Source organism: Polyangium sp. 6x1 (assembly GCF_029946515.1).
Lineage (GTDB): Bacteria > Myxococcota_A > Polyangia > Polyangiales > Polyangiaceae > Polyangium.
Genome location: NZ_JARZHH010000004.1, coordinates 269,080 through 295,759, shown reverse-complemented (window position 1 = coordinate 295,759; position 26,680 = coordinate 269,080). Strand labels below are relative to the sequence as shown.

Below are 26,680 nucleotides of genomic sequence, written 5' to 3'. Positions count from 1 at the left end.
CCGGGCAAGGCGAGCGGCGTCAACCCCGCGAATTCAGGTCAGGAAGTGCCTGGCCCAGAGGTTGCTCTATCTCTACGCGAGCGCCTGCTCCGGTCCCCCCCCCCGCCGTCGAGTAGGCGCTCTTTTTTTGCCTTTGCGTCGAGATTGTACGCCAGGGCACTCCGTCGCGCATTGCGCTAGACGCAGGTCTGTCGAGGGAAACGACGCGCCGCGTGCGAACCGCGTGTCGCGGCGATCGCGCAAGCGTTTGCGCTTTGCGCGCCGCGGAAACGCGAATTTCCCGCGGAAAAGGGCCGGTTCGTCGCGGGAGCGGTTCTTGCTCAGTGGGAGCCGCAAACGAACATGGTCCCAAGTACCAAGCACGAAGGCTCCTCGTACCCCCGCCGCGCCGCCGCCCTCGCCGCCCTCGTGGCCTCGATGGCCCTCTTGCCGGGGTGCAACGGGCGGGAGCTCGAGCGCTTCTTCGAGGCGCTCCTCGTCCTCGCCATCGTCCTCGTCGTCGTGCACCTCATCGTCTGGGGCGCGATGGTGCTCGTCATCGTGAAGAACCTCGTGCACCTCGGGCGCGGCAAGCCGAGCCTCGGCTGGGGCGCGACGTCGGTGGCGCTCGGCGCGCTGACGGGCCTGCCCGGGCTGTTCTCGATCGTGGAGCACTTCCACGTCGGCGCGCTCGGCACGCTCCTGCTCTCGGGCGTGCTCTGCTTCCTCGGCTACAAGAACATCGTCGGCGCGCGTGATCTCGCCCGCTGGCGCGCGCTCGGCGACGACGACCAGGAAAAAAGCTGAATCAGGCCGGCGCGCGAGCGGCGTCGAGCACGCGACCGCGGATGGCCACGCGCGAGCGCGGCAGGATCTCCAGCGCGACGGGCTCGCCGCCGCGGCAGGTGTCGAAGAAACGGCCGCGCGTCATGAATTTCTCGCCGCCCACCGTGACGTACGTGATCGTCTCGCCGTACGCATTGCCGACACTCGAAATGTCGTCGATCTTGCCCGTGATCGTCTGCTTCTCCCCCGCGGCGAGGTCCGCGGCGATGAGGAAGACGAGGCGATAGCCGAAATACCAGACGAGCAGGCCGATCGCGATCACCATGGCGATCCCGAGGCCGACGAGGGCGGGTCCCTTGTCGCCGCGCGCGCTCAGGGCCAATTTCAGGAGGAAAAGGGTGGTCGCGATCGCCGCGATCGTCGCGAACCGGTTCGCCACGGAGCGGCGGCTCGCGAGCTGGGTCGAGACGAGGAGGCGATCCTCGGCGGTGAGGGGAATGCGGGCATCGGGCACGAAAGGAGGATCGCAGAGGCGCGGGCGAAAGAAAAGCCCCCGCCGCGCCTCTGCGACCCGGCGCGCCTCAGGGGCGCGGCGGCCAGGCCATGTCGAGCGAATCGACGGCCTCGCCAGGCGCCTGCATGCTGTTCGACATCTGGGGCTTCGGATCGCCTTCGGCGTCCTGCGCCCCAGGCCCCAGGAACGGCGCGGGCGCCGAGAGCGCCGTGGCCTCACCCGCACGCGCATTCCCCTGGTTCAGCCATTGCAGGCTGAGGTGAATGTGGTGGTGGTGGTACGGCCAGCCCGAACCATACGCGAGGCGGTTCGAGAACGCGCTGAGCTCGGACTGGCTGATCTTGCGGCGATCCCCGGCGGGCAAGGCCGCGAGCGCTTGCGCGGCGCCGCGGATGAGGGGCGCGAGGACGGTGTCCGTGCCGATGACACGCGTGCGCGACGAAGCGAAGAGCTTGGCCATGAAGAAGGCCTGGCGGGGCAGGTCGACGATGTGCTTCTTCGCCGCGGCGGACGTGCAATACCCGTCGGCGTGGCTCGCGCCGTCGTTGCAGACGATCTCGGCATCGTTCGCCCCGTCGGTCTGGAAGTACGCGATGTCGATGTTGCCGCCCTGATCATGCGTGCTCTGCGGATGGCGCGGATCGCCGATGTCATACCCCGGCGTGACGCCGTCCATCTGGCAGATGTCGATGAGCGAGAGCGGCTTCGTGCCCGGGAAGGCCTCGCGCGTCTCGGCGAGGGCGTGGCGCACGAGCATGACGAGCTCGCGCCGCGCGAAGCGATAATTGGAGTACGAGGCGAAGTTGTAAGCGTTCCCGAGGGAGTCGGAAGGATCCGGGAACGGGAACGGAATCAGGCCGCTGCCGCTGCTGCCGCGCCCATCGCAATCGGCGAGGGAAAAACCGGCGCCCGTGCAGGTCTGGCCGTCGACGTAAGAATAATGGTCGACGCGCAGGCTGTACTTGTTCGTCGCGCCAGCGTGACCGAGGACGCGCACGTAATACACCGCGCCGCCGTCTTCGGAATAAAAGCCATAATATTCGGTGTTCGTCTCCTGGCCGCGGAACGTGTAGGGGTACTCGGCGCCGTTGCGGGAGCCGAGCAGGCGTCCCTGCGCATCATACGCCACGAGATCCAGGTCCCCGGCGGCGTGGTTCATCTCGATGCCGACGCGCGCGACGGTGCGCGCGGGCACGACGACACGGTACCAATCTTCATCGCCCTTGGTGATGGAGAGGTTGTTCGTGACGCCGAGCGGCGCGTCCTTGGCGGTCACGCTCGCTTCGTTCGGCTCGAGGCTGGAGGCGCCGGGCCACGCAGAGCCGAGCGCCTCGGGCAGGCTCCCCGCAGCGGGGAGCGCGGCCTCGTCGCTCACGTCGGCAGGCTCGGTGTCCTCGGAATCGGCCGACGTATCGGCCTCGGACGCGGTGGAGTCGGCCGCGTCGTCCATTCCGGTCTCGCCCTGTTCTCCCTGACAACCGTGCGTCATGGCGGCGAGGGCCATGACGACGAAGTAAGACCATTCACGGCGTGCAATCATGTGTTTCATCACCCGGTTTGAAGTTCCCCCCCGGATGAAAACGAACGTGATTCGAGCGTGCAGCCCGATCAAGCTGGAACGCGCGTTTGCCCGCGGATAAATGGGAGCGTTGGCGGATTTTCCGGCCTCCGGCGCGGCGATTGCCTCCGAATCGCACAAGAACGTCGGCGGCGCTACCGACGCTCGCCGATGCCCCAGAGGCTCCAGCCGTCGCGGAGGTAGATGCGGCCATCGCCGACGCTGATGGCCGGCTCGTTGAGGACGCGGTCGAGGACCCGCGGGCGAAAGGCGCGGCAAGGGGCCGGCAAGGTCCAGCGCCAGAGGCGCGTGAACGGCTCTTCGAGGCGCTCGACGAAAAGAGCCTCGGGGCTCGACCAGGCAATGGCGTGCTCGTCCACCGCGACGATCGCCGGCATTTCAGTCGACCAGAGCTCGAACGAGAGGCGGCCGCTCCACGGATCGAGGGGCGAGCCGGGCCAGCCAGCGCCGAGCGACGAGGCGCCCCGCGCCTCCCCCGTCTCGGCGTCGAAACGATAGAGATGCGCGGCCGTGCCCTCCACGCCCACGACCGCGAGCACGCCGCCGCCCGGTCCCCCAATCGAGACGACGTCGCCGGGCACCTGCGCCTCCCAGCGGACGATCCCCGTCGCGGCGTCGATCGCGGCGATCCGCGAGGGCGCGCGGACGGGGCGCTGCGCGAGCAAGCTGCGCAGGAGCGAGTCGAGGGCCTCTCCCATGAGCGCCGGCTCCTCGGCGAGCGCTTCGAGCAGCTCCTCGTCGCGCGCGATCTTGCGCGCGGCGTCCTCGGAGACGCGGGCCGATCGATCGAGGAGGAAAAACATGCCCGCGCCGGCCCCGGCGACGGTGCGGCTGCGCGCGCCGAGCGACCAGAGGACCTTTCCATCCGTGATCGACCGGGCCACGAGCGTCCCCCGATCGTCGGTCCCGCGCACGGGCGCGGTCACGCCGAGCGCGACGTCCGCGGTCGTGGCGAGCAGGGCCTCCTCGCTGCCCCAGCGAAGGCCACGCGCGAAGGAGCGGCATTCGGTCCGGTAAAACCTGACCTGGCGGTAGAGCCAGGAAACGATGTAATGGTCGTCGGCCGCGCGGGCGAGGGGCATCAGGAAGAGCTTGCAGCTGCCGTCGTTCGCGACGATGCGCATGTCGTTGCCGCGCGCCTCCTCCTCGGCGCCGGGCGAATCGACGAGGGCGATGGCCCCCGCGGGGCTCACGTCGTAGACCTTGAGGGAGGCGTCTTTCTGGTAGACCGGCACGAGCGCCCGGCCGTCGCTCCAGGGGATCGGGAGTCCGGTGTAGGCGTCGGTGGCTTCGAGCGGTACGTGGACCGTGTAGATCGCGCGCCCGGTCGCGGCGTCCATGCATACGGCGGAGGCGTCGTCGCCCGCGAGCAACACGCCCTGCTCGGCGACGACGGGCCGCTCCAGAAACCCCGACCACGGGCGCGGGGCCTGGCTCGAAAAGAGGAGCTCGGGCGCGGTGAGGGGCAGACGAGGCATGCTCAGGGCTCTCCGAAGGTGATGCCCTGCGACAGAGGCAGGTCCATTCCCCAGTTGAGGGTGTTCGTTTGCCGCCGCATGTAGGCTTTCCAGGCGTCGGAGCCGCTCTCGCGTCCGCCGCCCGTGTCTTTCTCGCCGCCGAATGCGCCGCCGATCTCCGCGCCGCTCGTGCCGATGTTGACGTTCGCGATCCCGCAATCGCTGCCGGCGTGGGCGAGGAAGGCCTCGGCCTCGACGAGGTGGTGGGTGAAAATCGAGCCGGAGAGGCCCTGCGGGACGGCGTTGTGAAGATCGATCACCTCACGCATCTCGCGCATGAGCGTGGCGTGATCCGGCGGCCGCGAGGCGCCGCCGTATTCGATGACGTAGAGGATCGGCGCGAACGTCTCCTCCTGCACGATGCGATACTCGTTGCGCGCCGCGGCGATGCAAGGCTCGACGTAATGACCGCCGGGGAACTGGGGGCCCTCGAGCGGCGCGCCGCCGCAAAGCACCTCGCCGCCCTCGTCTTTCAGCCGCGCGAGGGCCGATTGCATGGCGGCGACGGCGTCGTGGCTGGCGAGCGGACCCATGAGCGTGCCCGGCTCGCGTGGATCGCCGATCCGGACGGTGCGATACGCATGGACGAGGCGGCGGACGAGCTCGTCGCGGACCGAGCGGTGGACGAGAATGCGCCGGGTCGACGTGCAGCGTTGTCCGGCCGTGCCGACCGCGCCGAAGAGAATGGCCCGCGTGGCGAGGTCGAGGTCGGCGTGGCTCGTGACGATGAGCGCATTGTTGCCGCCGAGCTCCAGCAAGGTGCGGCCGAGGCGCCGGCCGACGACCTCGGCGACGCGCCGGCCCATGCGGGTGCTGCCCGTGGCCGAGACGAGCGGCAAACGTGAATCGGCGAGCATGGGCTCTCCCACGTCCTCGACGCTGCCGAACGCGAGCGAGAAGAGGGCCGGGTCGACGCCGCTCTCGCGGCAGACCCGAGACGCGATGTTCGTGGTGGCGATGGCCGTGAGCGGGGTCTTCGGCGAGGGCTTCCAGACCGTGGTGTCGCCGCAGACGGCCGCGATCGCCGCATTCCAGCTCCACACGGCGACCGGGAAATTGAAGGCGGTGATCACCCCGATGACGCCGAGCGGGTGCCATTGCTCGTACATGCGATGGCGCGGCCGCTCGCTGTGCATCGTGAGGCCATGGAGCTGGCGCGAGAGGCCGCAGGCGAAATCGCAGACGTCGATCATCTCCTGCACCTCGCCCTCGCCCTCGGCCGTGATTTTGCCCATCTCCAGGGTCACGAGGGCGCCGAGGTCCTTCCTGTGGGCGCGCAGGGCGTCGCCGAGCCTGCGCACGACCTCGCCGCGTTTCGGTGCCGGCACCTCGCGCCACGTCCGGAAGGCGGCCTCGGCGCGCTGGGCGATGTGCTCGTACTCGGCGCGGCCGATCGGGCGCACACGGGCGATCCGCGAGCCGTCGATCGGGGTGATCACGTCGAGGGGCGGGCCTGCGCCGAGCCAGTGCTCGCCGTCGAAGCCGCCGAAATTCTCGTCGGGAGCGAGACCGAGCCGGGAGAGCAATTCGTGCATGAGGGAGCTCCGGGGCGAGCGGCGCGTGGCCGCCCTGCGCGAGTGTCGGATGATCCAGGGACGAAAGGGAAGATCTCGGCGAAGCTTGGTGCTCCCACGGCCTTTGCGGGCGCGCCGCGCGAGGACGGCGGCTCACACGGAAGGCAGGATCCCGAGGTCCAGGAGCGAGCAGTACTCGCCCGTGCTCGAGACGATCACGTGATCGAGCAGGGGCACGCCCACGACGCGGCTGGCCTCGGCGACCTTGCGGGTCATGGCGACGTCGGCGTCCGAGGGCGTAGGGTCGCCGCTCGGGTGGTTGTGCACGAGGATCATGGCGGCCGCCGTGTCCTGGAGCGCGACACGCAGGACGTCGCGCGGCGTGACGCCGAGGCCGTGCACGCCGCCCTGGGCCACGCGCCGCGCGCTACGCAGGCCGTTGCGGCCGTCGAGGGAGAGCACCCAGAGCTCCTCGTACTCGCGCCAGGAGAGGCGCGTCGTGAACCAGGCGGCAACGGCGGCGGAGTTGCAGACGCCGGGCCGCGGGCGGATCGAGCGCATGAGCGAGCGCCGGCCAATTTCGAGCCCGGCGAGGAGGCGCAGGGCCTTGGCGGTGCCCACGCCGGGGATCTCGGCGATCGCCGAGGGCCCGAGCCGCCCAAGCCCTTCGAGCCCGCCGACCCTCTCGAGCAACTCGTTCGCGAGCCGGAAGACGGAGCAACCGACGAGCCCGGTGCCGAGGACGATGGCGAGCAGATCAGCGTCCGAGAGCATCAAGATCCCCTCTTCGAGGGCGCGCTCGCGGGGCCCGCGGGGCCCGAGCGTCATCGTTTCGAGGATGTTTTCGTGGGCCGGAGCCACGTCGAGCATCGCGTCCATGCCCCGGCGGGAGCAGGATCCGGGCCGCGCGGTTTTTCGGGGCCATCGGGGGCTCGGGGGGTGGCGAAGCGAAAAACCGCCTGGCGGGCGCCAGGGAAGCACGATGCTCGTCAGCGCGCGTCGAGCTCGCGCCTTCGCTCCGCGATCCACGCCCGTGCCTCGGCCTCGGTTTCGAAGAACTGCGTGGGATTGTCGGCGGCGCCGTACAGGAGCGAGATGGCGCGGCTCACGAGGCTCGCGAGGATCCGCAGGTGCGCGGAGGCGCCGACGACGGCCGTCCCGCGCAGGGCGAGGTCCTTGCCCCCCTCGGCCGAAGCGCTGCGAGCCTCGCGCGAAACGCGCCCGATCTTCGACATGTCGACGAGGAGAAAGACCCGCGGTTTGCCGAGGGTGAACCGGCGCGACGCCTCGCTCAGGGCCACCGAGGTCGGGCCGTCGAGGTCACCGAAATAAACGAGGTGCACGAGGTCCGGGGGCTCCCAGCGGAACCGATGCGCGCCGATCCGGATCTCCGATGATGCGTCCTCGGTGCGAGCAGGTGCCATGCGTGTGCAGGACAGGGCGAGCGGACGGTTTGATCCGCCATCCTACCTGGTCGTGATCCACGGCTTTGCGGTTTCTACCGAGCCGAGGACGATCGCTCGCCATTCCCTGACGCAGGAGCATTACAACGAAGTTTGCCCGCGCCCGGCCACACGCACGAAGGAGACAGGCAATGCAAACGGCGGTCGCTTACTCCACCCGAACAACCGCCTCTTCCGGCAAACTCGCCGCGAACGCGTCCCGCGCCGTCCGCACCTTCTCCGCGTCGAGCCCGTCGAACGTCAGCTTCGTCCGGTATTCGAGCCCGCTCCACCGCGGGTACGAGCCGATCTCCACGTCCGGGTGCGCCGCGACCACGCGGTCCAGCATCGGCTTGATCGTGCCCTCGTCGAGCGTCGTGAACACCGCGTGCGTCACGAACGGCACGTCAGCGCCGAGCTCCTCCCGGATCAGCGGGATCTTCGCCTGGAAGATCTCCGGGACGCCCGGCAGGATCCATACGTTGTTCATCACCACCGTCGGCCACGGCATCGCCTTCGTCGACGCGAGGCGCGCCCCGTGCGGCATGCGCGCCATCAAGAGGTGACCCTCCGTCAGCTTCTCGCCGTAGTAGGTCCGCAGCATCGCCTCCATCGACGGCTCGCTCACGACGTGCGTGCCGAACGCACGCGCCACCCCGTCGATCGTCACGTCGTCGTGCGTCGGACCCACGCCGCCCGACGTGAAGAGCCAGTCGTGCGTCTTCGACAGCGTCCGCACTTCCTCGGCGATGACGTCGATCTCGTCGAGCACCATCACCACGCGCCGGAAGACCACGCCAAGCGAGCGCAACGCCCGCGCGAGCACGACGACGTTCGCGTCCGGGATCTTGCCGCTGAGCAGCTCGTTGCCGATGATGAGCGCCGCCGCCGTTCGCACGGAAATGCTCCTAGCTCTCGAACTCGCGCACGATGGGCTTGCCCTGCGCGTCGATGCCGAGCAGCTCCTCGACGCGACGCTCGGCCCGGTCGAGCCGTTCCTTCGCCGCACGCGCGAGGCGCACGCCCTCCTCGAAGAGCGCGAGCGAGCGCTCGAGCGGCAGCTCCCCGCCTTCGAGCTCCTCCACGATTGCGGAGAGCCTCCGCGTCGACTCCTCGAAGGAGAGCGCGGACGCCTGCTCGGCTCCAGCAGGCTTGGTCATCGAGGCCGTCTCTTGGCTCATGGCGACCCAGCGTCCCCCGGGATGGCCTCGGGCGCAAGCGTGAGCGCGGCAGGGCCGTCCGGCAGGGCCGGGACGAGGACCACGCCGTCCGGATCCGCCACGATCGGCACGGCCACGCCATCCGAGCGGACGAGCCGCGCCGCGCGCCCTTGGATCGACGGGAGCGCCGAAGGCGCGTTCGCCACGAGCGAGACCCACGCGACCGGGCCGCGAGGCACGGCGAGCGTCGGGAGAAGCGTTCGGCCGGACAAGGCCGCGCGCGCGAGGGCGCGGACCTGGTCGTCCGGATCGAGGTCGCGCGCGAGCGCGAGCGTCGCCGCGCGCAAGGGCTCGCGACGCACGGAGAGGGCTCGCACGATCGCGCGACGCACGGTCGGATCCTCCTCGAAGCGGTAGGCGTTCGCGAGCAGCGACGTCGCGTCCGGCTCCGGATCGAGCGCGAGACCGAGCGCGGTATGCGCGCGGATGACTGGATCGGTGCCCGCGAGCAGGCGCTTGATGCGGCCACGGATCGCCTCGTCGTCGCGGCTCGGCAAGGCGCGCGCGGCGAGCGGGGCGAGCGGGCTCTCCCCTTCGGCCCAGCGCGCGAGCAGCGCCGTCGGCAGGCCCGCGCCGCTCGGATCGGCGAGGAGCGCGACGCCCGCCGCGACCTCGAGCGCCGAAGGTGCGTCCCCCTTCGACGCTTGGGGCTTCGGGTCGCCTTCGGCGCCCTGCGCCCCAAACCCCCGCCCCGCCGCCTTCGCGCCGAGCACGCGCCCGAGCTCCGCCGGGGCGTCGTCCTTGCCGATCGCCGCGCGCGCGAGCGAGGCGCGCGCCGTCGCGGCCACGATCGCCACGTCGCACGGGCGTTTCTCGGGGCAAGCCGCGTCGAGCGCGGCGCGCACGCTCGTGCGTCCCGTCGCGACCCGACCGAAGACGCTCACCGCGCGGTCGGCCGCGTCTTTCTCGTTCGCCATCGCCGAGAGCGCGCCCTCGAGGCCGTTCGGTTCGTCCCCCAGCACGAGCACGCGCACGAGCGCCGCGCGCGTGATCAGCCGGCGCGGCGCGCCCTTCTTCGCGGACGTGCTCCCGAGCGCCCGCTCGAGCGCCGCGCGCGCCGCCTTGCCCGGCCTCCTCGCCAGCGCGAACGCAGCTGCCGTCGCGTGCTCGGGCTTGCCGAGCTCGGCGAGCAGCGCCGTCGCCGCCTCCGGCCCGCCTGCGCGCCCGATCGCCGCGATGGCTTGCTCTCGTTCGTCGCCGTCGAGCGCTTCGAGCGACGCGACGAGCGGCTTCACCAGCGCCGGCGAGGGCGCGACGAGCGCGAGGCGCACGCCGTCGACGCGCGTCGGGCCTGCTGCGAGGAGAGCCGCGATCGCCTCCGCCGCACCTTCCACGCCGAGCCGCGCGAGCACCTCGGCGCCCGCGCGCTTCTGCTTCACGTCGTCGCTCTTCACCCACGTGCGCGCCGCGGCTTGCGCGCTCGTGTCGCCGAGCCGCGCGAGCGCGAGCGCCGCGGCCGCGCGGTAGGCCGGATCCGTGTCTTCGAGCGCTTGCCGGAGCCGCGGGATCGCCCGCACGTCGCCGAGGTCTCCGAGCAGCACGGCGAGGGGTGGATCGATCCGGCGACGCCCTTCGAGCAGCGGCGCGATCGACGCGGGCGGGTACACCACGAGCGCCGCCGACGCGGCCTCTCCGCCCGGCCCGCCTTGAAGCACCGCGCCCACGAGCGCCGACGTGGCCTTCTTGTCGCGGCTCCTCGCGAGCGCGAGCGCCGCGGCCCCGCGCGCGAGCCCTCCGTGGGAAGCCGCGCGTGCCTCGGGCCCGCCCTCCGTGAGCTCCCGGATGAGCAGCGGCCGTACGGCCTCGCGATCGGCGTGCGCCGCGAAGATCCTCACGCCTTCGAGCCGCGTGCGCCCGTCGCGCGTCAGGAGCGACGACTGCTCGAACGCGTTCGTCAGGGCGTCGATCGCCTCGGGCGTCCCGATCGCGCCGAGCCGCCGCACGCCGCGCAGCCGCTCCTCGACCGAGCCCGCCACGAGCAGCCGTTCGGCCACGGGCACGCCGAACAGGCCACGCAGCGTCCCTCGGCTCGGGGCCTCGGCCTCACCGTCCTCGGCCTCGCTGACGAGGGTGTTACGCGCCACGCCCACGGCGAGCCCTTGCGCGCTCGCCGCGGCGGGCGCGAGCGAGAGCGCGGCGAACGTGAGCGTTGCGAACAGGCCAAACGAGCGGCGCATGGGGCGCAACTATCGCGCGAGCGCGGGCGGGTTGTCACGCGTGGTCTTCGGGAGGCGACGATGCGGATGTCCGGTCCGTCTGGCGGCAGAGCCCGCAAGAATGGGGCAGGTCGTCACGCTTCACGAATCAGACATCCCCCTCGGCTCATTGCATACCCGCAGTCACGAACACCTCACGGTATCGCTCCAATGCCGTCCAGGTGGCGCCGCCGATGCCCGCCGGGATGATCTGCTGGAGCCTTCGCCAAGCCGTCTCGCGCCATAGCCCCTTGGGCAAGTGGCAATCAATGCGGCGCCCGTCGCCAGGGCTTGCCATCCACTTCACCCGGTCGTAACGCCCCGTGGCCAGTCCGTAGGGGCGGCTCGTGCCCCTCGGAATGTCGACAACGGCGGTGCCGCGCGTGCGCGCCGTCCGCAGCAGGTGCGTGAGGAGCTCCTGGTCGGCGATCCAGCGGAGCAACGGCCTCTCGCTGGCCAAGCATTGCTGCACGAGCGGGTGCTCCCAGGGCGGGATGCTTTCCGTGATCCCGACGACCGAGCACGCCTCCTCCCACACGTGCACGGGCGCGATCACATAACACATGGGCCATTGCGCGGCGTCTCCCCCGCAGAGGTCGTGACCCCACGTGAGGAACCCGGACGTGTCCTCGACCTCCAGGACGCCTTGATCGAAGACCATCATGTCGGCGTCACCGAGCGTGAGGTGCTCCGTGTCGCCGAGGAGCTTCTTCATGCCCGGAATGTCCAGCCGCACGAGCTGGGCCACGGACACAGTGGCGGCATCGGACCATTCACCGCGCAACTCTCGCTCCGGCAGGAAGAGGGGACCCGCGAACTCGCGGCTCGCATCGAGCGCGATACGCCAGAACTCCGAGATCCCATGGTGGCCTGCGACGACGTTCACGAGGACCCGATACCCCAGCGCGGCGTAACTCGCCGCGACGAGTGGAAGGCAAAACAGATAGTCTGGGTTCTGGTTGACGCCCAGCACGACAGCGCGTTTCATGAGCCCCCCGGCATCGAGGAATCACCCCCGAGCAGCTCGACGAGCAGCTTCGCTCGCTCCAGATAGGTGTGCTTGGCCTTCACGGTCTCGTATCCCCGGGCGGCCATGGCCTCGCGCTCGGCGTCGTGCGTGAGGTAATGGTCGACCTTCTCCAGGAGGTCCTCCGGGCTCGTGTACGTCGCCAGGTCGACTCCGACATCGAACAATCGTTCCAGGTTCGGCGTCGCATTCGTGAGGAGCATGGTCCTGCAGCCGAGCGTCTCGAAGGTGCGGTAGTTGATGTCGTCCGCCATGTTCCGGTTGAAATGGATTCGATATCCGTTGATGGCCCGCACCATGTCGTCCCCGAGCACGCCGACGTCCGCCTGGAGGCCCTTCGCGCGCTGCAAAAATTGTATCCAATCCTTCCGATTCACGTAGTTGCCGCAGAACCCGAGCGCGACGGTCTTGGGCACGTCCGGCATCGGGCGGAGAAGCTCGTCGTCGTAGCAATTCGGGAACCAGTGGCACTTCCTCCCCGGGCGCTCGAAGTGCGGGAGGTAGACCTCCGTCGCGTTCAGCAGGATGTCGATGCGGTGACGATCGGCCGCGCGCATGTGCTCCTTCAATGCGCAATGGGAGTCGATCGACCACATCACCTTCAGCACCTTGCAAGCGGACAGGTCGGGGACCCAGCCGTTATCGTAATTCTCGAGCAGAAGCACGGCGTCCGCCTTCGTCTCCTCGAGCACGGCCTGGAAGGAGCCCCGGAGGTCCGAGTACCCGCGGCCCCAAACAAAGGCTTGGTGGCCGAGCTTTCCGAGCGCCCGCGCCATGCACATGGATTCGCGGAATTGCCAGTTCGCCTGGTGCCTGCTGCGCTCCTGGACGATGACGATGTTCATGGTACCGACCTCCGAGACCACCCAACGCGGCGAACGCGCGTCACAATCTCCGGTCACCCTTCGAAACGTTGCACGGCTGGCAGCTCGGGACGAGGTTGAACATGTGGTGCGCGAACGTATCCGGCGCCATGTCCGACGTGACGTCGATAAGCAGGATCAACGCGCAGATGGATTCGAGCGAGAGCGCCGTCGAGCTCGGACCGGGTACACGCGCCCCCCAGGTGACCGTTTTCCGGCCTTCCCCGGGCTCCTTCGGGTGGTCGGACTTGACGCGCTTCGGGAAGAAGGTGTTCGTCGCCATGCGATTGCTCCGCGTCGTCGTCTGCACGCCGACCTTGTACTCGGCGGCCCGCAGAACCTTGCATATGGAGGGAGCGGAGCGCGATTGTGGCGCTCTGTGGTCGATTTGCATCGTCCACCACGGAAGCACGTAACCGCAGTAATAACATGGGATGCTCAGGTGGCTGCCGCCGGGCACCAGCTTCGGTGGTATCGAGTCCCAGTCGGCCCGCATGAGGTCCATCGGATGGGCGCCGACGTATGCCTGCCAGTTCTTGTTCGAGAGGCACGCTCGGTAATCATCGAGGACGTTGTCCGTCACCCACTTGCACATCGCGGCGACCGTCGCGCCGAGGTTCGGCGTGGGGACCTGGGCGAACCCGGTGGGGCCGGACGTGGAGAACTCGGCGTTCGTGAGCGCTCGTGCCGTGTACGTGAGCCGGAACGAGAGATTGCCGGCATAGGTCAGCGTATAGATCGAGGTCCCTGCCTGCTCGGCCACGCTGACGAAGTCATGCGTCTGCCCCCCGGAGAGCAATGGAATCTGCTGCAAGGTTTGCCTGAGTACGCGCATGTCCCGCCTCCCTCCCGGTCACACGCTCGTCTCTGAATACATGCGCCGCTGCGGCTGCTTCAACTGCGCCATGAAGTCCACGAGCGCCTGGTCGAGCTGCCTGGGAGTCACCTTGACTTCGGCGAAGAACCGCTCGCTGTCCCAGGCGTCTTGCTTCAGATTCTCGATGATGGTGTCGAAATCGGACTTCGCGTCCTGCACGAGCCCCCGCAGCGGATCCCTGTCCAGCCCGTCCACGGTCGGGAGGAGCACACCCTCCAGGCACTTCGCGAGCTTCTTGGCTTCGAGCTGCGCGATCTGAAAATCGGACCGGAAGCCGCATTGGCGCGCGAGGCTCGCGAGGCGTTGCCCCTGGCCTTTGTTGTCGAGGTACGACCACATCGCGCTGGCGACGGCCCGGATCGATTGCGTGATCCCCTTCAGGCCGAGCGCCTGCAGGACCTTCGCGTACGCCTTGCTGTAGTTCTCGGCCGCGCGCGGCTTCAGGCCATCGATGGCGCCGCTCTTCCCCGCCTCGTTCAAGGCCTGACTGGCCGTCTTCCCCTGCCCCGTCTTCAGCTTGTTGATGTAACTCGCGAGGTGCGCGCGCGAAAAGGCCCCGTGCCCCTCGCACTTCAAGAACAGGGTCGGCGGGAACGATTTCTTGTCGCGTTTACCGCCCCCTTCGAGCTGCACGAGAAGCTCGTCGTATCCCTGCAGGAAGCTCCAGTTCTTCCCCGCGCTCCTGCCGTGCTCGTGGAGATGGCTGCTCCACCGGGGGCTGAGCTCCTTGTATCCGCGCTTCGCATTCGCCCGCTGCGATGGGGAGAGATCGATCATGTACGATCCCTTCTCGACCGGTTGAAAGATCCAGCAGGCGACGTAGAGGGCCTGGAAGTCACGGACCTGCATTCCGCCCGCGTTCAGGAGATCGGTGACGGGCTGCCCCGATGCCCAGAAGGCATCCGTCAGGTATCTGGTCCATCCGTCCGCGGTCTGGAATTGCTCGGTGAAGACGCTCTTCACAAGATCGTCCTGCTGCCGGATCAATTGCACGAGAGTCGTCATGGCTTGCTCCTCGAAACGTCAAGCGCGGACCCGGTCGACGACCGACAGGGCTGCCGCAATGTTACGGGTGTGCCGCTCGTCGAGCGGCCGATCCGCCTCATCGAAAGGCTCGCCCACGAACTCGAATCCGTTTCTCGGCGTGGGGAATGGACGGCGCTCGAAGAACTCGTCATGGACGCAGGCCCGCCCCTGGACGAGCGGATAGACCTGCGCGCGCAGGAAATCCTGGTCCACGCCGTAGCGATTGGATTTTCTGTATGCGCGAACGCGCTCCACCATGTCGCGGAGCAGCCCATTCCGCGCGCCCCACATGCCGCCCAGGATATGGACGTTGTGACTCGGGTGATCGCGCATGATATGAAAATCGCCCGTACTCCGGAGCCATTCGTCGACCGCCGCGCGCTCGCGCCACGACAGCCTCGAATCCGTGTCGCGCGAGAGCACCACGTCGACGTCGCTGTCCGCGGCCGCCAAGAATCGCCAGAACATTCCCGTCCAGTCGCCCGGCAATCCCGTGCGCACGATCTCGGTATTGGGAAGCGCCGCGAGCGCCGCGAGGATCTCCTCCGGCACCGAGGTCGCGACGTAAAAGCGGCACGTCCAGCCCGGATAGATCTCCTGCGCCAGCTCGGCATTCCGGATCGCGCCCACCGTGTACCGAGGCTGCGTGCCCCAGAGGCTGAACGCGATGATGCGCCGCCCCTCCTCGCGCCCGCTCGACGCGCTCTGCGCGATCCACGCCTCGAGCTTTTCGCGTTCGCGCGAGACCTCCTCGCCGAGGATCTTCTCGGCGTTACGATCGATTTTATACCGCTCCGGTCCCCCCGCGTTCCTGACCAGATAGCTCTGGCACCAGAAGACGTGCCGGGGCGCGTAGACCGCGCCGATCCAGTTGTCGCCCCACCAGTTCTTGAAGGCCCTCGGATAGTAGGTGCCGAAGATCTCCATGTGGCGACGCGAGACGAACGACTGCGTGAGCAGGCTCTTGTTGTTCACGTCGAGCGGCCCCGCGACGCCGACGCCCGGCGCGCTTTCATTTCCGGTCAGCGCTCGCTGGAATGCGTCGGCCCAGCCCGCGCTCATGATCTCGATGTCGTCCCCGATTTGATAGAACCAATCGCAACCGTCCTCGTATGCGAGGCGGAAGAGCTCGTTCCAGACCCACATCGGCGCGTGCGCGGTGCCTTCGCACCCGTGCATCACGAGCTCGGCCGCCCGCTCGCCGACCATACGATCGAAGACATTGGCGAGGGCGTCGCGGTTCAGCGCATCGTCGTAGAATGGGTCGCCCTTGTCGTACCCGACATAGACGCGATAACGGGTCCGCTCGTCCCACGTGGCCGTCTCGACGAAGGTCCGGAGCAGCCTACGGACGAGATCCGTGTCCACGACGGACGAGAGTTGCCTCCCGCGGCTCGTCACCGGGACGAGGAGCGCGATCGTCACGGGGGGCGCGGAGGGCGCGCAAACCGTTTTCGAGCTCGATTCGGAGGTCTCCGTCGCGCTCGCCTTCCCCATCAGTCCCAGGTAAAACCCGCGGTCTTCAGGCGGGATGAGCACCTCGAGTCCGACGCGGTGCATGCCACGACGGAAAGCGGCGTCGGTGCGCCATGTATTGCCACGGTGCCGCAAGCACACGATTTGATCCGCGTCGGGCAGGACGACCATCCGCGCCCCTTTCCCTCGGGCGCGCTCGAAGAACTGCGTGCACTCGTGGAGATTCCCGTTGCCGTACTTCGCCAGCTCCTGCCAGACCGCTCTCCAGAAGACCAGATATCCATCCGCGGTGCGACGCCCTCCGGCGAGGGCCTCCCCTCGCTCGAGCACCAGCATCCTGGTCAGGCGGAGGGTCGTGATGTCGGCTTTTCCGGACAGAAGCGGAGCCGCCTGCACGCTGAGGCGCGTGGGCGCGAACCAGTCGTCGTCGTCCCATTGCGCGATGATGTCGCCGCGCGCGATCTCGCAGCAGATGTTACGCTTCGCGCCGAGGGCGAGCCGCTGGCGCAGGTGGACGTAGACGACGTTCTCGGCCTCCGGGAGCTCGATATCGAGCTCGGCTTTGCTGTCGTCGAGGATCACGAGCTCCTTGTTCGGGTAATCCTGACGCTGGAAATAGTGTACCGATTGCGGAACGAACACCGCGCGACCGTGCGTGGGCATGGTGCAGGTGATCATCGGCCTTCGCGGCGCGTCGGGGGAACGCGCATCGGAAGGCGCGACGGAGGGCGGGTCGATGTCGCTGCTCGTCCGGTCGTGAACGACGAGGCCCTCATCCGGCTGCGCCTCGAACTTCGCCGTGAGGCAACGCGCGACTTTGACGAAGATCTCGTCGGCGTGCTCGGTCACGCGGGGATGCGCGGTCAATTGCTCCCAGACGGCGCGCCAGTACACGAGCGTCCCGGCGAGCGGTCCGTTCTCCGCGAACGCCGTCATGTGGACGTTCCCATCGAGCAATGCGCCTACTTGCCGGCTCAGGCGGCCCGGCGCGTGGACGGCGCCCGGATCGAAATGCGCGATGATCTTGCCCCGCGCGACCGCGCAGCCTCGATTGCGTTTTTCCCCCAGCGACGCGCGCCGGTCGAGCTTCACCACGCGAATGCGATCGTCCTCCGGCGGGAGGTCGAGCGCGGGCTCGCCGTCATCGACGATGACGAGCTCGGCATTGGGGTAATCCTGCCGCAGGAAACAATCCATCGCGCGCGCGACGAGGTGGTGCTCGCCGCGTACGGGCAGGATGCACGTCACGAGCGGCATATCTTCGCTCGTGGACGAGGTTTGCCCCTGCCCCTCGTCCCCCGCGGCCGTGGTGGGCGCCGTGGCGGCCTCCGGCGCCGCGGCGGCGGCCGCAGGCAGCGCGGCGAAGCGCCGATAAAACGCAATGTCTTGCTCCGAAAAGACCTCCGACGCCTCCCGGACCGACCAGCCTACGCGTGTCTTCCGCGCGAGATTCGAGAATTCGCGCCAAGTATTGCCACGGTGCCGGACGTACACGTACGTCCGCTCGTTCGGCAGCACGGAGATCATCGCGCCCCGGCGCGACGGGACGCTGACGAACGACCCGACCTCGCCGAGCGATTTGTTGGGATAACGATACAGCTTCTCCCAGACGACCCGCCAGTAGACGAGCGACGAGGGGAAGCAGCCCAGCGGGAAAAGCGCCTTCGCCACGGCCTCGTCGCAATGCCACAGCTCTCCGCCGCCGAGGTCGAGGTAGAGGCTCCCCTCGACGGCCGTCATGTGCGTCTCGCCGGAGAGCAAGGGCGCCACCTGGTAGCTCAATCGATGATCCGCGTACCAGTCGTCGTCGTCCCACTGCGCGATGATGCGGCCCGCCGCCATCTCGCAGCCGATGTTGCGCTTCCGGCCGATCGTGGTTCGTCGGGACAACTGAACGTAACGAATGGCGGGATCGTCCGGGATGAGGTCCGCGGAGGATGCGCCGTCCTCGAGGACGATGAGCTCCTTCCGCGGATAATCCTGGCGCTGGAAGAGGCGGATCGCCTGGAGCAGGAAGTCGCGCCGGTTCCGGGTCGGCATGACGCAACTCACGAGGGGGGCGTCCTCGGGGATCTCGATGGTCGCCATTTCGCGCTCCATGGGCCTCCGCTCCTTCGCTCCGGATCAACGCGCGCCGGGCTTCTTCGCCTTCGCCAAGTCGTCGGAGGCTTTTTCCATCACCTCGTTGAGCTGCTTCAGCGCGTCGAGCGCAGGCGCCGAGGTCTGCTTGTCGATGTGGAGCTGCAGCCCGCAGCCGGAGCAGAAAATGGACGAGCCCGTGAGGATCTGCTCGATCGACGTCTTGATCTTGAAGTTGCACTGCGGGCACGGAAACCCATGGTTCTCGGACTTCGCTTTCAATCCCTGGAGCATGACGGTCCTCTCCTCGTTTTAGGTTCGTTCTCTCGTGATTGCGCCGCTCACCGTCCTCACTGCTGGGCGACCTGAATTTTGTTGCCGAGCAGGCCGAAGATGCCGGAGAGCCCCGCGGTCATGTCGCTTCGCCCCATCTTCAGCGTGAATTTGACGTTCGCTTGTTCGCTCCCCGAGACCTCGCTGAGCGCCGTGTTCGGCGCGATCTTCGCTTGCAACCTGGGCGTGTCCGCCTCGTCCTTCTCCATCTCCACGATCGTCGCCGTGAACGAGATCTCCGCCGCCTCGACCCCGAGCATCGGGATCGGGATGACGGTCAAGAGCGGCACCGAGACGGTGTATTTCTTCGTCCCCCCACCGGGAGCGGGCTGCTCGTAGCTGAACCGCAGCATACGCAGCTCGCCCTTGTCGAAGCAGACGTTCTCGAGGAACTCCGCCGTGGCCTTGGCGGCCATTCCATCCGCGTCGACGACGTCGCGGACGAGGCTCCCGACGAGCTCACTCAAGGAAATGGACGAAAGGACTTGCTCCGACATGAAAAACTCCTATCCAGCGAAACCCGGCTCGACGAACGCAACGCCCTCGAGGCGTGGCGCGCCGGAACGTTCGAACTCTCCCCATACCTTCAGCGTGACCCGCTCCGCCGGCGCCGCGCGGTTTCGAGGCATGTCGATCATGCACTCGAAATGCGTCGGCCACAGGCGCGACAGGGACGCATCGCTCTCTTCTTCGAAAGACTCCACCTGCTGCCCTGCGTGAGGCTCGCCGCCGCGCTGGAGAGCGATCGCGAGCCCTCGCTCGATTTCGCCCACCACCGCGGTGACGATTCGTTCGATTCTACGTTCCATCACGGCTCACCTCATGGCGCAGCAGGTGGAGGCACCCGGGACCACCGCGCGCCTTCGTTCGTCGCGCGGCCGCCCTTTGCGATCAGTGGTGGTGCGACGGCACCGCGATGATCGCGTCGTTCAGCATGTTGAGCACCTTCGAGGTGCCGGCCGGCATGTCGTGGCCCGAGGCGTGCACCTCGACGTCGATCGTGTACTCCACGGAGTACTTCGAATTCCTCGTCGAGCTCGAGTCCGTCTTGCTCGAATACCCGGCGCTGAAGTTCACCTTGTCGAACAAGAAGCCCGCGGAGCCATTGACGTTCGCATCCGCCGAGCTGTGGCTGTCGTTGCTCGCCTGCCAGCTCGAGCTCGCATTGATCGCGGCCTTGAAGCTGATGTCCATCGTCTCGATCAGGAGGTACGGGATCGGGACGAGGGTCAAAAGCGGGACCGTGAGCGACGCCGAGTCGACGCCACGGTTGAACGTGAACGTGACGGACATGACCGGGCTCGTGCCCTGGGCCTGGGGGTTGCCGTGGCCATCCTGACCAAAGAGGACGGTCATGATGTACCGGAGCGTCGCGTTCGCCGCCAAGGTCTGCGCTTCGACGCCGGCCACCAGCGGACCGCCGATGATCGCGCCGAACGGGATCTGGCTCAGGAGCTGCGTCGCCTGGGACTGGTCTTGTCCGGAGTTCGAGGGGTCGCCACTCATGAAAACATTCGGGAATTTAGGCTCGTTAGCCATCTTCGCTCTCCTTGTATTGCCGCCTGGCGCCGAAAGCGGAGGCCACCGCCGAGGCGCCGCGACGACGCGTGGCTCGCAGGCCGAGCTCCGCCCACGTGCCGCGAAGATGGGATCACGGCCCGCGCGACGACGGCCATAACCATCGCGCGAAGAACCATCCCCCGCCCATCGGGCAAATAAGCAAAAACCCGGCCCTCGAAGACCAGGAGTCGCGAGCCCCGGCTACGGCTATCGGCCGCCCGCCGGTGTTCTACAGATACGGCCGGTCGATCCTCGGGAGCAACAGATTTCCGCCCGATCACGCGATTGTTACGAATTCGTACGACTCAGGCCCGCCGAACGGCATCGTTTGACAACGCGACAGGGCGCATTTTCCAGCGAGAATGGTCCCATTTTCGTTCGCGTGAAACGGAGGTGATCGACGCGTGCGGATGGACCAACGATATCGGCGGGTCGCGCGAGGCCACGTTTCGCCGCGGATTCGATCCGCCCTCGCGCCCGGACGTACCCCCTCGCGGCGCCCCCCTGGATCGCCTCCGATCCACCCACCAGATCACAAACACGGAGCCGCGCCCCGTCCTGGGCACACGGCACGGCCGTTTCGGCTGCGATCCGTGGCCGCTCTGCGCGCAGCGACGCACCCGCGTCCACGGCCGCGAGGGCCTCCGCTCCCGCCCGCCCCGCGCGTCACGCCGAACCGTTCCACGGGACCGACGCCGGGGCGCCGCGAGGCCTCGGGCCCGCCTCCCGAGGTCCCTCTTCCTGTCAAGACCCATCTTGCCCGTGTCGACGCGACAGCCGGCCCACATCCTCACCGAGACCGCAATATTCCGTATCGTCAGAACGGAACGAAATTGCTGGTCGGGCCGGCGAGCGGCAACTACGTTACGTCACCCGTCGGGGGGCCGAGGAGGTAAGCAGCACCGATGTTGTCCGTGCGCCATCTGGAGAAATTCGTCACGGCCTCCGCGAACCGGGTGTGGCCGGTGATGCAAACGCTGAACGCGCTCGGCCCCAAGCCTTTGCCGTTCAAGCCTCGATGGAGTGATCGCCCCATCCCGCGCGGCAAGCAGCGGACGAAGCCGCCGCTCGGCTGGCCGCGGGTGACCGACAGCCTGTGTCCCACCTGCGTCAAGGAAGCGCGGGCGGAGATCCTGCGCGGCGACGCGGATTGGACGAAGCTCCTCACGGACAAGCCCGGCGAGATCAAGGCGCACATCGTCGAGCGGGACGGCCAGATCCGGATGGAGAAGGAGTGCCCGAAGCACGGGGCCGTGAGCGACGTCCTGTCGATCGATGCGAAATTCCTTGCGCGGATCGAGAGCCTCTTCCAGGGCCGCGACGTCGAGATGACGCCCGATCGTATCCACCAGCACGGCTCGAGCTCGATCCAGTACGGCCGCGGCGCGGTGCTCACGGTCGATCTCACGAATCGCTGCAACATGATGTGCGACCCGTGCTTCATGGACGCGAATCAGGTCGGCTACGTGCACGAGCTCTCCTGGGAGGAGATCCAGCAAATCCTCGACGACGCCGCCGAGGTGCGACCGAAGCGGCAGATGTCGATCCAGTTCTCCGGCGGCGAGCCCACGCTCTCACCCCATTTCCTCGACGCGATCCGCTACGCCCGCAAGAAGGGGTATTTCGCCGTGCAATGCGCGACGAATGGCCTCCGCTTCGCCCAGGAGCCGGGCTTCGCGCAGCAATGCAAGGAGGCGGGGCTGCGGATGGCCTACCTCCAGTTCGACGGGGTCACGAACGAGGCGAACAGCCACCGCAAGATCGCGAACCTCTACGACGTGAAGCTCCGGGCGATCGAGGAGCTCGCGGCGGTGGGCATCGACGTCATCCTGGTCGTGACCGTCGTCAATGGCGTGAACAACGACATGATCGGCCCGATCATCCAGTTCGCGATCGAAAACGCCGACAAGGTCACGGTCGTGAGCTTCCAGCCCGTGAGCTTCACCGGCCGCGACGAGGACATCTCCGACGAGCTACGCGAACAGCAGAGGTACACGCTGAGCCACCTCGCGCACGACGTGGCCACGCAGACCGGCGTCACCGATCCCTTGCGAGATTGGTTCCCGCTCTCGGCGCTCTCGCCGTTCGGCGACGTCGTCGACCTGCTCGACGGCCCGGACAAGGACTTCGGCCAGCTCAACTGCGGATGTCACCCGAACTGCGGCATCGGCACCGTGCTCTTCGTCAACAAGAAGACGAAGCAAATGGTCCCATTGCTCGAGTTCCTCGACATGGACGGCATCCTGCGAGATTTCCGGACGATCTTCGAAGCGGGCAAGGGGTCGAAATGGACGAAGGCGCAGGTGCTCACGAGCATCCTCCGCCATTACAAGCCCGAGAAGGCGCCGCCCGGGTTCGACGTGAAGACGCTCGTGAAGCAATTCATGAGCCAGACGGGCGCCGCGCACGCGGGCGAGAACGACGCGAAGGAGTACGAATGGCGCGTGCTCTTCGTGGCCGGCATGTGGTTCCAGGATCTCTTCAATTACGATTTCCGCCGGACGGAGATGTGCATCATCCCCTACGGCACGCAGATGGGCGAGATCAGCTTCTGCGCCTACAACACGGGCGTCGGCTGGCGCAACGTGCTCGAAAAGATCAAGGCGAACGCCACGGTCGCCGAGTGGTACCGCAAATACGGCAGGCACCCGATCTACGCGAAAAACAAGGACCTGTCCCTGCCCGACTTCGAGAACCCCATCACCGTCAAGGAACACGAGCTCGCCAAGCAGGAGCGGAAGAAGGCCGTCCGCCTGCCGATCGTGCCGTCCTAATCGAGAGACGTGGCCCGCGCCGCGACCTTTCGCGACCGCGCGTCCCGCGCCGCCCGATATCGCTCGAGGATCCGCCCGCGCTCCGTCTTTTCAAGGATCGCGGGCACGTCCTGCACCTGCATGTCGAACGTGATCGGCGCGGAGCACTCGTTCAGCCACGCCCAGGAGGCGAGCGCGAGCTGGAGGAGGCGGTCCTCCTCGTTCTGTGCCTCCGCGCCGCCGCGAAGCCCGTAAAGCCGCTCGATGATCCGGAGGTGCTCGTCGAACTCCTCGTCCGCGAGCATCCCCCGCACGCGCACCATCGACTCGTCGTACGAGAGCTCCTGCAACCAAGGCACGTCGGATTCGGCGATCGGATAGAGCCGGCCCGTGGCCTTGAAATGGAGCAGGTTCGCGGCATAGAGATGCCCGACGCCGCAATACCGGCACCCGTTCCATAACCCGGCGAAACCCATGATCAGATTGGAGACGAGCAGCCCATAACGCTTCTCGAGCCCGCCCATCGCTTTGCCCACGGCCTTGCCGAAGTTGAGCGCCCCGACAAACCCGCTCGAACGCACGAGCTCCTCGGAGAACGGGTGCTTGAAGCCGAACGTCTTCAGCTCCATCCAGCGCAAGAGCCGGAGGAAGAGCCGCTCGGGCCAGGTGAGTGGTCGTGGGACGAGCGCGAGCTCGTCATTCACGTGAGCCTCTTCGCGCGGGCCATGATGCCTTCGAGGCGACCCTCGCTCGAGGCGAACCACGCTTCGGCCTGCGCCAGCGTCTGAAACACGCCGGCGCCGTCATCAGCAGCGTTGTGCGCGACGAGCGTCGCGAGCCCGTGCTGCCGCGGCGTCGAGACGAGCCACGCCGTGCGGATCTGCCGCCGCCGGAGCAGCTTCTGGCACGTCCCGAGGCCCACGCGCGCCATCACCGTGAAATCGGTGAGCCCGCGGATGTCGATGAGCACGAGCCTCGTGCCGGCCTGATTCGCGAGCGTGTCCACCGTCCGGGTGGTGAGCTCCTCCGCGATCAGGTCCCCGAGCGCACCGCCGATCTCGATCGTCACCCGATCCGGCGGAGTCGTCGTGAAGTGGAAGCGGTGTTGTGCCATCGAGGCAGACCACCTTCCATCCTACGCAACTCCTCGCGCGTCGACCAGCGCACGTCATCGATCGGAACGGATTCCATCCATCAAGGATTCTTCCGTCCCGAGGACACTTACACTCACTCGGGCTCGGGGCAGCCGTCGTCGTCGTCCTTGCCGTCCTCGTCTTCCTTGGTCTTGGGGCACTTGTCTTCGTTGTCGGGCACGCCGTCGTCGTCGTTGTCGCCGTCGGGGCAGCCGTCTTGGTCCTCGAAGCCGTCCTTGTCCTCGGGGAGCTCGCGGCACTGATCGGCCTCGTCCGGCACGCCGTCGTTGTCCGCGTCGCGCACGCGCGGAGCCCAGCCGATGCCGAGCATCACGCGCAAGGGGCCCGTGCCGAGCCCCCCGAAAAACCCCCGCGACACGCCGGCGACGATGGAAAAATCCCCGAGCTGCGCGCGCGCCCCGAGGCCCGCCTCGAACGCGGTGAGGGTGCGGTTCTGGAAAGGCTTCATGGGGTAGATCGGCACGTGCCCGTTCGTCTCGACGAACAGGGTGAAGCGCCCGGCTTCATCGATGCCGAGGGCCTGCGGCCGGAAGGAGAGGCCGAAAGAGAACGGGAGCTCGTGCCCGATGCGCTGGCGGCAGGCGTAGGGGTCGGTGACGGGGATGTGCGCGCAGGCGAAGCGCTCGGTCTCGGCGCGGAGCTTGACGCCCGTCGCGAGGTGGACGCCGAGCACGAGGAGGCGGTACTCGGCGAGCAGGCGCGTGGTGCTGGTGACGGCGCCTTCGCCAAGGAAGGAGGCCCGATCGCCGGTGGGAACGGTGAACCGCTCGTGGAGGCCCAGGGCAAACCCGCCGTGCTCGCCGCCGGTGGGTTTGACGAGGACGAGCTTGCCAGTGAAGGCGAGGTCGCCGAGCGCCTGCTGGGGGATGTTCGTCGGTCCGAGCGTGGCGGCGGAGTCGAAGTCGGGGGGGTCGCCCTTCTGGTACAGGGCGAACGGCAGGTCGGCGCCGAAGGAGAGGCGACCGAGGGCGCCGATGTTGGCGACGAGGTCGCCGGTGAGTTGATGGGTGAGGACGTCGAAGGCGTGCTCGCCCGTCGCGGGATCGCGGAGCGTTATTGGTTGGTACGCATACGATCCGTAGACGGCGATGTTCCAGTCGCCATGCGCCGGCGTGGAGACGGGCTCGAGGAAGAGGCCCGCCGCAGGATCGGTGGAAGGACGGTACCCACGCAGATCGAGCGAGGGCACGGGATCAGGCTCGACAGCCGCGGCCGAGCGCGCCACGAGGGACGCGGCGAGCGCAAGGCCCGTGGCAAGACGCGAAGAGAAGAAAGGCATGACGCGGGCGTAGGTTAGCCCAGGTGAAACCTCGGGGAAAAGGGGGCGGTGTTGGTCCCCGGGGTTCTTCGCCCCAAACGGATCACCGATACATCCGATCGATCCGCGTCTCCGGCGACCGCGGATCGAGCAGCACGAGCACCAGGTAGAACACCCACTCCGCGGGCTTCATCAGGAGGTACACCACGTCCGACACCCACGCCGGGCGCAGGTGGTTGCACACGGGCCGCGCGAGGCGATCGTACGTTCGTCGCGCCAAACGACCGAAGCGGGGCCAGCGCTCGTGCAGCAGGTCCTCGAACGCGTTCGCCACCGCGAGCTGCCGGTTCACCACGATCGGCACGCCGCCGCGCTTGCCCATGCGGAGCGGGCGCACGAGCCAGGCGTGGCCGCGCGCCGCCACCGTGCAGAGATAATGGCAATCGCCGGGGATGATCTCGATCGGGAGCCGCGAGAGCGTGTAGTCGCACGTCCGCGTGAAGACCTGGAGCGCGCCGGCCGCCTTGCCCAGCCAAACCGCCTGGATCACCGCGTGCGCGCCGAGCACGACCGGCGACAGGGCGAGGGCGCGGAGGAGCGTCGGGCGGTGGATCTTGTCGGGGAGGAACGATTGCTCCGGGCCTTCGCGATACACCGAGAGCGACGGGGACAGCGCGAGCGAACGCGCGTCCGCGCCCCGCAGGCGCAGCCGGTGGCGGAGCTCCGCGCCGTAGAGGATCACGGTCAGGACCGGGGACAAACCGGGCAAGAAGGCCGGCGGGAACGCCGCGCCGAAGAGTACCCATTTGCCGAAATGCACCGCGAGAAGCACGTGGATGACCATTCCCGCGATCAAACCCGCATGCACGAGGAGCTCGGCCATCGCAGGGCGCAGCGCCGCGCGCCTCCGCCGCGAGACCACGTACGCGAGCACCGTCACGAGGTGAAACGCGAGCAGGCCGAAGACCTCGGGCTCGGCGAGCGGGCGGAAGATCTCGCCGTTCGCCTCACACTCCAGCACCTGGCACGTCGCGTTGACGATGTGGTTGTAGAAGAGCCCCCACGCGGGGAGGATGCCGAGGACGAGCACGTCCACCCACCCCAGGGTCGTCCCGCGCCCGTGCGTTCGGATGTGGCGGTAAAGCTTGACGACGGCCCAGATCCCCCCGCCGACGGCGAGCAGCGAAACGAGGACGAACGCGACGCCGTGGGCCCCCGTGGCGGCCGCGATGAGAGCCGCTGCGGCCGGCGAGATGAACCCGATGACGAGCAACGTCGCGAGCGCGGCGTCCGCGATGCGGCTGTGCGTGGAGGGCGTCTCCGCAGGCTCCGCGAGCGGGGCCTCGGGGGCCGCGAAGGGGGCCATCGCGACCTCTGGTGCAGCGCCTTCGGTCGGCGCCTCGGGCGCCTCGTCGCGTTCGTGTTCCGCGGAATTCATGCGCTCTCCGGTGCCCATCGTACCTTGCGTCCTGCAAGCTGACACGCGGATCCTACCCACGCCTACATGCACGGCCCCGGCGAACGCTCG

The 26,680-nt window shown here is 68.0% G+C and carries 24 protein-coding genes; 2 read left to right on the top strand and 22 right to left on the bottom strand.

Features of this window, described 5'->3' with window-relative positions:
- Window positions 1–342 precede the first annotated feature (342 nt).
- The gene (locus QHF85_RS07440; RefSeq protein ID WP_281326370.1) at window positions 343–786 is read left to right on the top strand and encodes a hypothetical protein; all 444 of its coding nucleotides are present in this window, start codon (window positions 343–345) and stop codon (window positions 784–786) included.
- Between the two features lies 1 nt (window position 787).
- On the opposite strand, the gene QHF85_RS07435 is transcribed toward QHF85_RS07440, so the two are convergent.
- The 18 genes from QHF85_RS07435 to QHF85_RS07350 form a co-directional block, all read right to left on the bottom strand.
- The gene (locus QHF85_RS07435) at window positions 788–1,279 is read right to left on the bottom strand and encodes a hypothetical protein (RefSeq protein WP_281326369.1); all 492 of its coding nucleotides are present in this window, start codon (window positions 1,277–1,279) and stop codon (window positions 788–790) included.
- A gap of 67 nt (window positions 1,280–1,346) precedes the next feature.
- The gene (locus tag QHF85_RS07430) at window positions 1,347–2,819 is read right to left on the bottom strand and encodes a PPC domain-containing protein (protein ID WP_281326368.1); all 1,473 of its coding nucleotides are present in this window, start codon (window positions 2,817–2,819) and stop codon (window positions 1,347–1,349) included.
- Window positions 2,820–2,992: 173 nt separating this feature from the next.
- Window positions 2,993–4,336, bottom strand: coding sequence for a PQQ-binding-like beta-propeller repeat protein (locus QHF85_RS07425; RefSeq protein ID WP_281326367.1), 1,344 nt, complete (start codon window positions 4,334–4,336; stop codon window positions 2,993–2,995).
- Between the two features lie 2 nt (window positions 4,337–4,338).
- On the bottom strand, window positions 4,339–5,910 hold the full coding sequence (locus QHF85_RS07420) for an aldehyde dehydrogenase family protein (RefSeq protein ID WP_281326366.1): 1,572 nt from the start codon (window positions 5,908–5,910) through the stop codon (window positions 4,339–4,341).
- A gap of 132 nt (window positions 5,911–6,042) precedes the next feature.
- Entirely contained in the window at window positions 6,043–6,768 is a 726-nt protein-coding gene (gene radC, locus QHF85_RS07415; protein WP_281326365.1) for a DNA repair protein RadC, read from the bottom strand.
- A gap of 110 nt (window positions 6,769–6,878) precedes the next feature.
- Window positions 6,879–7,313, bottom strand: a complete 435-nt coding sequence (locus QHF85_RS07410; protein WP_281326364.1) for an STAS/SEC14 domain-containing protein — start codon at window positions 7,311–7,313, stop codon at window positions 6,879–6,881.
- A 187-nt stretch (window positions 7,314–7,500) separates the two neighbouring features.
- The gene (locus QHF85_RS07405) at window positions 7,501–8,229 is read right to left on the bottom strand and encodes a molybdopterin-binding protein (protein ID WP_281326363.1); all 729 of its coding nucleotides are present in this window, start codon (window positions 8,227–8,229) and stop codon (window positions 7,501–7,503) included.
- A gap of 10 nt (window positions 8,230–8,239) precedes the next feature.
- Complete coding sequence (gene xseB / locus QHF85_RS07400; RefSeq protein WP_281319947.1) at window positions 8,240–8,512, bottom strand: exodeoxyribonuclease VII small subunit; 273 nt, start codon at window positions 8,510–8,512, stop codon at window positions 8,240–8,242.
- Window positions 8,509–10,728 (bottom strand): HEAT repeat domain-containing protein, encoded by a 2,220-nt coding sequence (locus QHF85_RS07395; RefSeq protein WP_281326362.1) that lies wholly within the window; start codon window positions 10,726–10,728, stop codon window positions 8,509–8,511. The genes xseB and QHF85_RS07395 overlap by 4 nt, the downstream gene beginning before the upstream one ends.
- Window positions 10,729–10,873: 145 nt before the next feature.
- Window positions 10,874–11,734, bottom strand: coding sequence for a hypothetical protein (locus QHF85_RS07390; RefSeq protein ID WP_281326361.1), 861 nt, complete (start codon window positions 11,732–11,734; stop codon window positions 10,874–10,876).
- Window positions 11,731–12,618 (bottom strand): glycosyltransferase, encoded by an 888-nt coding sequence (locus QHF85_RS07385; RefSeq protein ID WP_281326360.1) that lies wholly within the window; start codon window positions 12,616–12,618, stop codon window positions 11,731–11,733. The genes QHF85_RS07390 and QHF85_RS07385 overlap by 4 nt, the downstream gene beginning before the upstream one ends.
- Window positions 12,619–12,658: 40 nt before the next feature.
- Window positions 12,659–13,471 (bottom strand): hypothetical protein, encoded by an 813-nt coding sequence (locus tag QHF85_RS07380; RefSeq protein ID WP_281326359.1) that lies wholly within the window; start codon window positions 13,469–13,471, stop codon window positions 12,659–12,661.
- An 18-nt stretch (window positions 13,472–13,489) separates the two neighbouring features.
- Entirely contained in the window at window positions 13,490–14,518 is a 1,029-nt protein-coding gene (locus QHF85_RS07375; RefSeq protein WP_281326358.1) for a hypothetical protein, read from the bottom strand.
- 18 nt (window positions 14,519–14,536) lie between these two features.
- Window positions 14,537–18,115, bottom strand: coding sequence for a glycosyltransferase (locus QHF85_RS07370; RefSeq protein ID WP_281326357.1), 3,579 nt, complete (start codon window positions 18,113–18,115; stop codon window positions 14,537–14,539).
- Between the two features lie 24 nt (window positions 18,116–18,139).
- The gene (locus QHF85_RS07365; RefSeq protein ID WP_281326356.1) at window positions 18,140–18,388 is read right to left on the bottom strand and encodes a hypothetical protein; all 249 of its coding nucleotides are present in this window, start codon (window positions 18,386–18,388) and stop codon (window positions 18,140–18,142) included.
- Between the two features lie 56 nt (window positions 18,389–18,444).
- Window positions 18,445–18,924 (bottom strand): DUF2589 domain-containing protein, encoded by a 480-nt coding sequence (locus QHF85_RS07360; RefSeq protein WP_281326355.1) that lies wholly within the window; start codon window positions 18,922–18,924, stop codon window positions 18,445–18,447.
- Window positions 18,925–18,933: 9 nt separating this feature from the next.
- Window positions 18,934–19,239, bottom strand: a complete 306-nt coding sequence (locus QHF85_RS07355) for a hypothetical protein (protein ID WP_281326354.1) — start codon at window positions 19,237–19,239, stop codon at window positions 18,934–18,936.
- 79 nt (window positions 19,240–19,318) lie between these two features.
- The gene (locus tag QHF85_RS07350; protein WP_281326353.1) at window positions 19,319–19,933 is read right to left on the bottom strand and encodes a DUF2589 domain-containing protein; all 615 of its coding nucleotides are present in this window, start codon (window positions 19,931–19,933) and stop codon (window positions 19,319–19,321) included.
- A 959-nt stretch (window positions 19,934–20,892) separates the two neighbouring features.
- Between QHF85_RS07350 and QHF85_RS07345 the strand changes: the two genes are divergently transcribed.
- Window positions 20,893–22,761, top strand: a complete 1,869-nt coding sequence (locus QHF85_RS07345; protein WP_281326352.1) for a radical SAM protein — start codon at window positions 20,893–20,895, stop codon at window positions 22,759–22,761.
- Here the strand turns inward: QHF85_RS07345 and QHF85_RS07340 are convergent.
- The 4 genes from QHF85_RS07340 to QHF85_RS07325 all read right to left on the bottom strand — a co-directional run bounded on the left by QHF85_RS07340 (window position 22,758) and on the right by QHF85_RS07325 (window position 26,590).
- Window positions 22,758–23,444: a hypothetical protein gene (locus tag QHF85_RS07340; RefSeq protein WP_281326351.1), complete on the bottom strand. Its 687-nt coding sequence runs from the start codon at window positions 23,442–23,444 to the stop codon at window positions 22,758–22,760. The genes QHF85_RS07345 and QHF85_RS07340 overlap by 4 nt on opposite strands.
- Window positions 23,441–23,854, bottom strand: coding sequence for a hypothetical protein (locus tag QHF85_RS07335; RefSeq protein WP_281326350.1), 414 nt, complete (start codon window positions 23,852–23,854; stop codon window positions 23,441–23,443). Before QHF85_RS07335 ends, QHF85_RS07340 begins: the two co-directional genes overlap by 4 nt.
- Before the next feature lie 113 nt (window positions 23,855–23,967).
- On the bottom strand, window positions 23,968–25,173 hold the full coding sequence (locus QHF85_RS07330) for a thrombospondin type 3 repeat-containing protein (protein WP_281326349.1): 1,206 nt from the start codon (window positions 25,171–25,173) through the stop codon (window positions 23,968–23,970).
- Between the two features lie 82 nt (window positions 25,174–25,255).
- Window positions 25,256–26,590, bottom strand: a complete 1,335-nt coding sequence (locus QHF85_RS07325) for a DUF6688 family protein (protein WP_281326348.1) — start codon at window positions 26,588–26,590, stop codon at window positions 25,256–25,258.
- Window positions 26,591–26,680 lie beyond the last annotated feature (90 nt).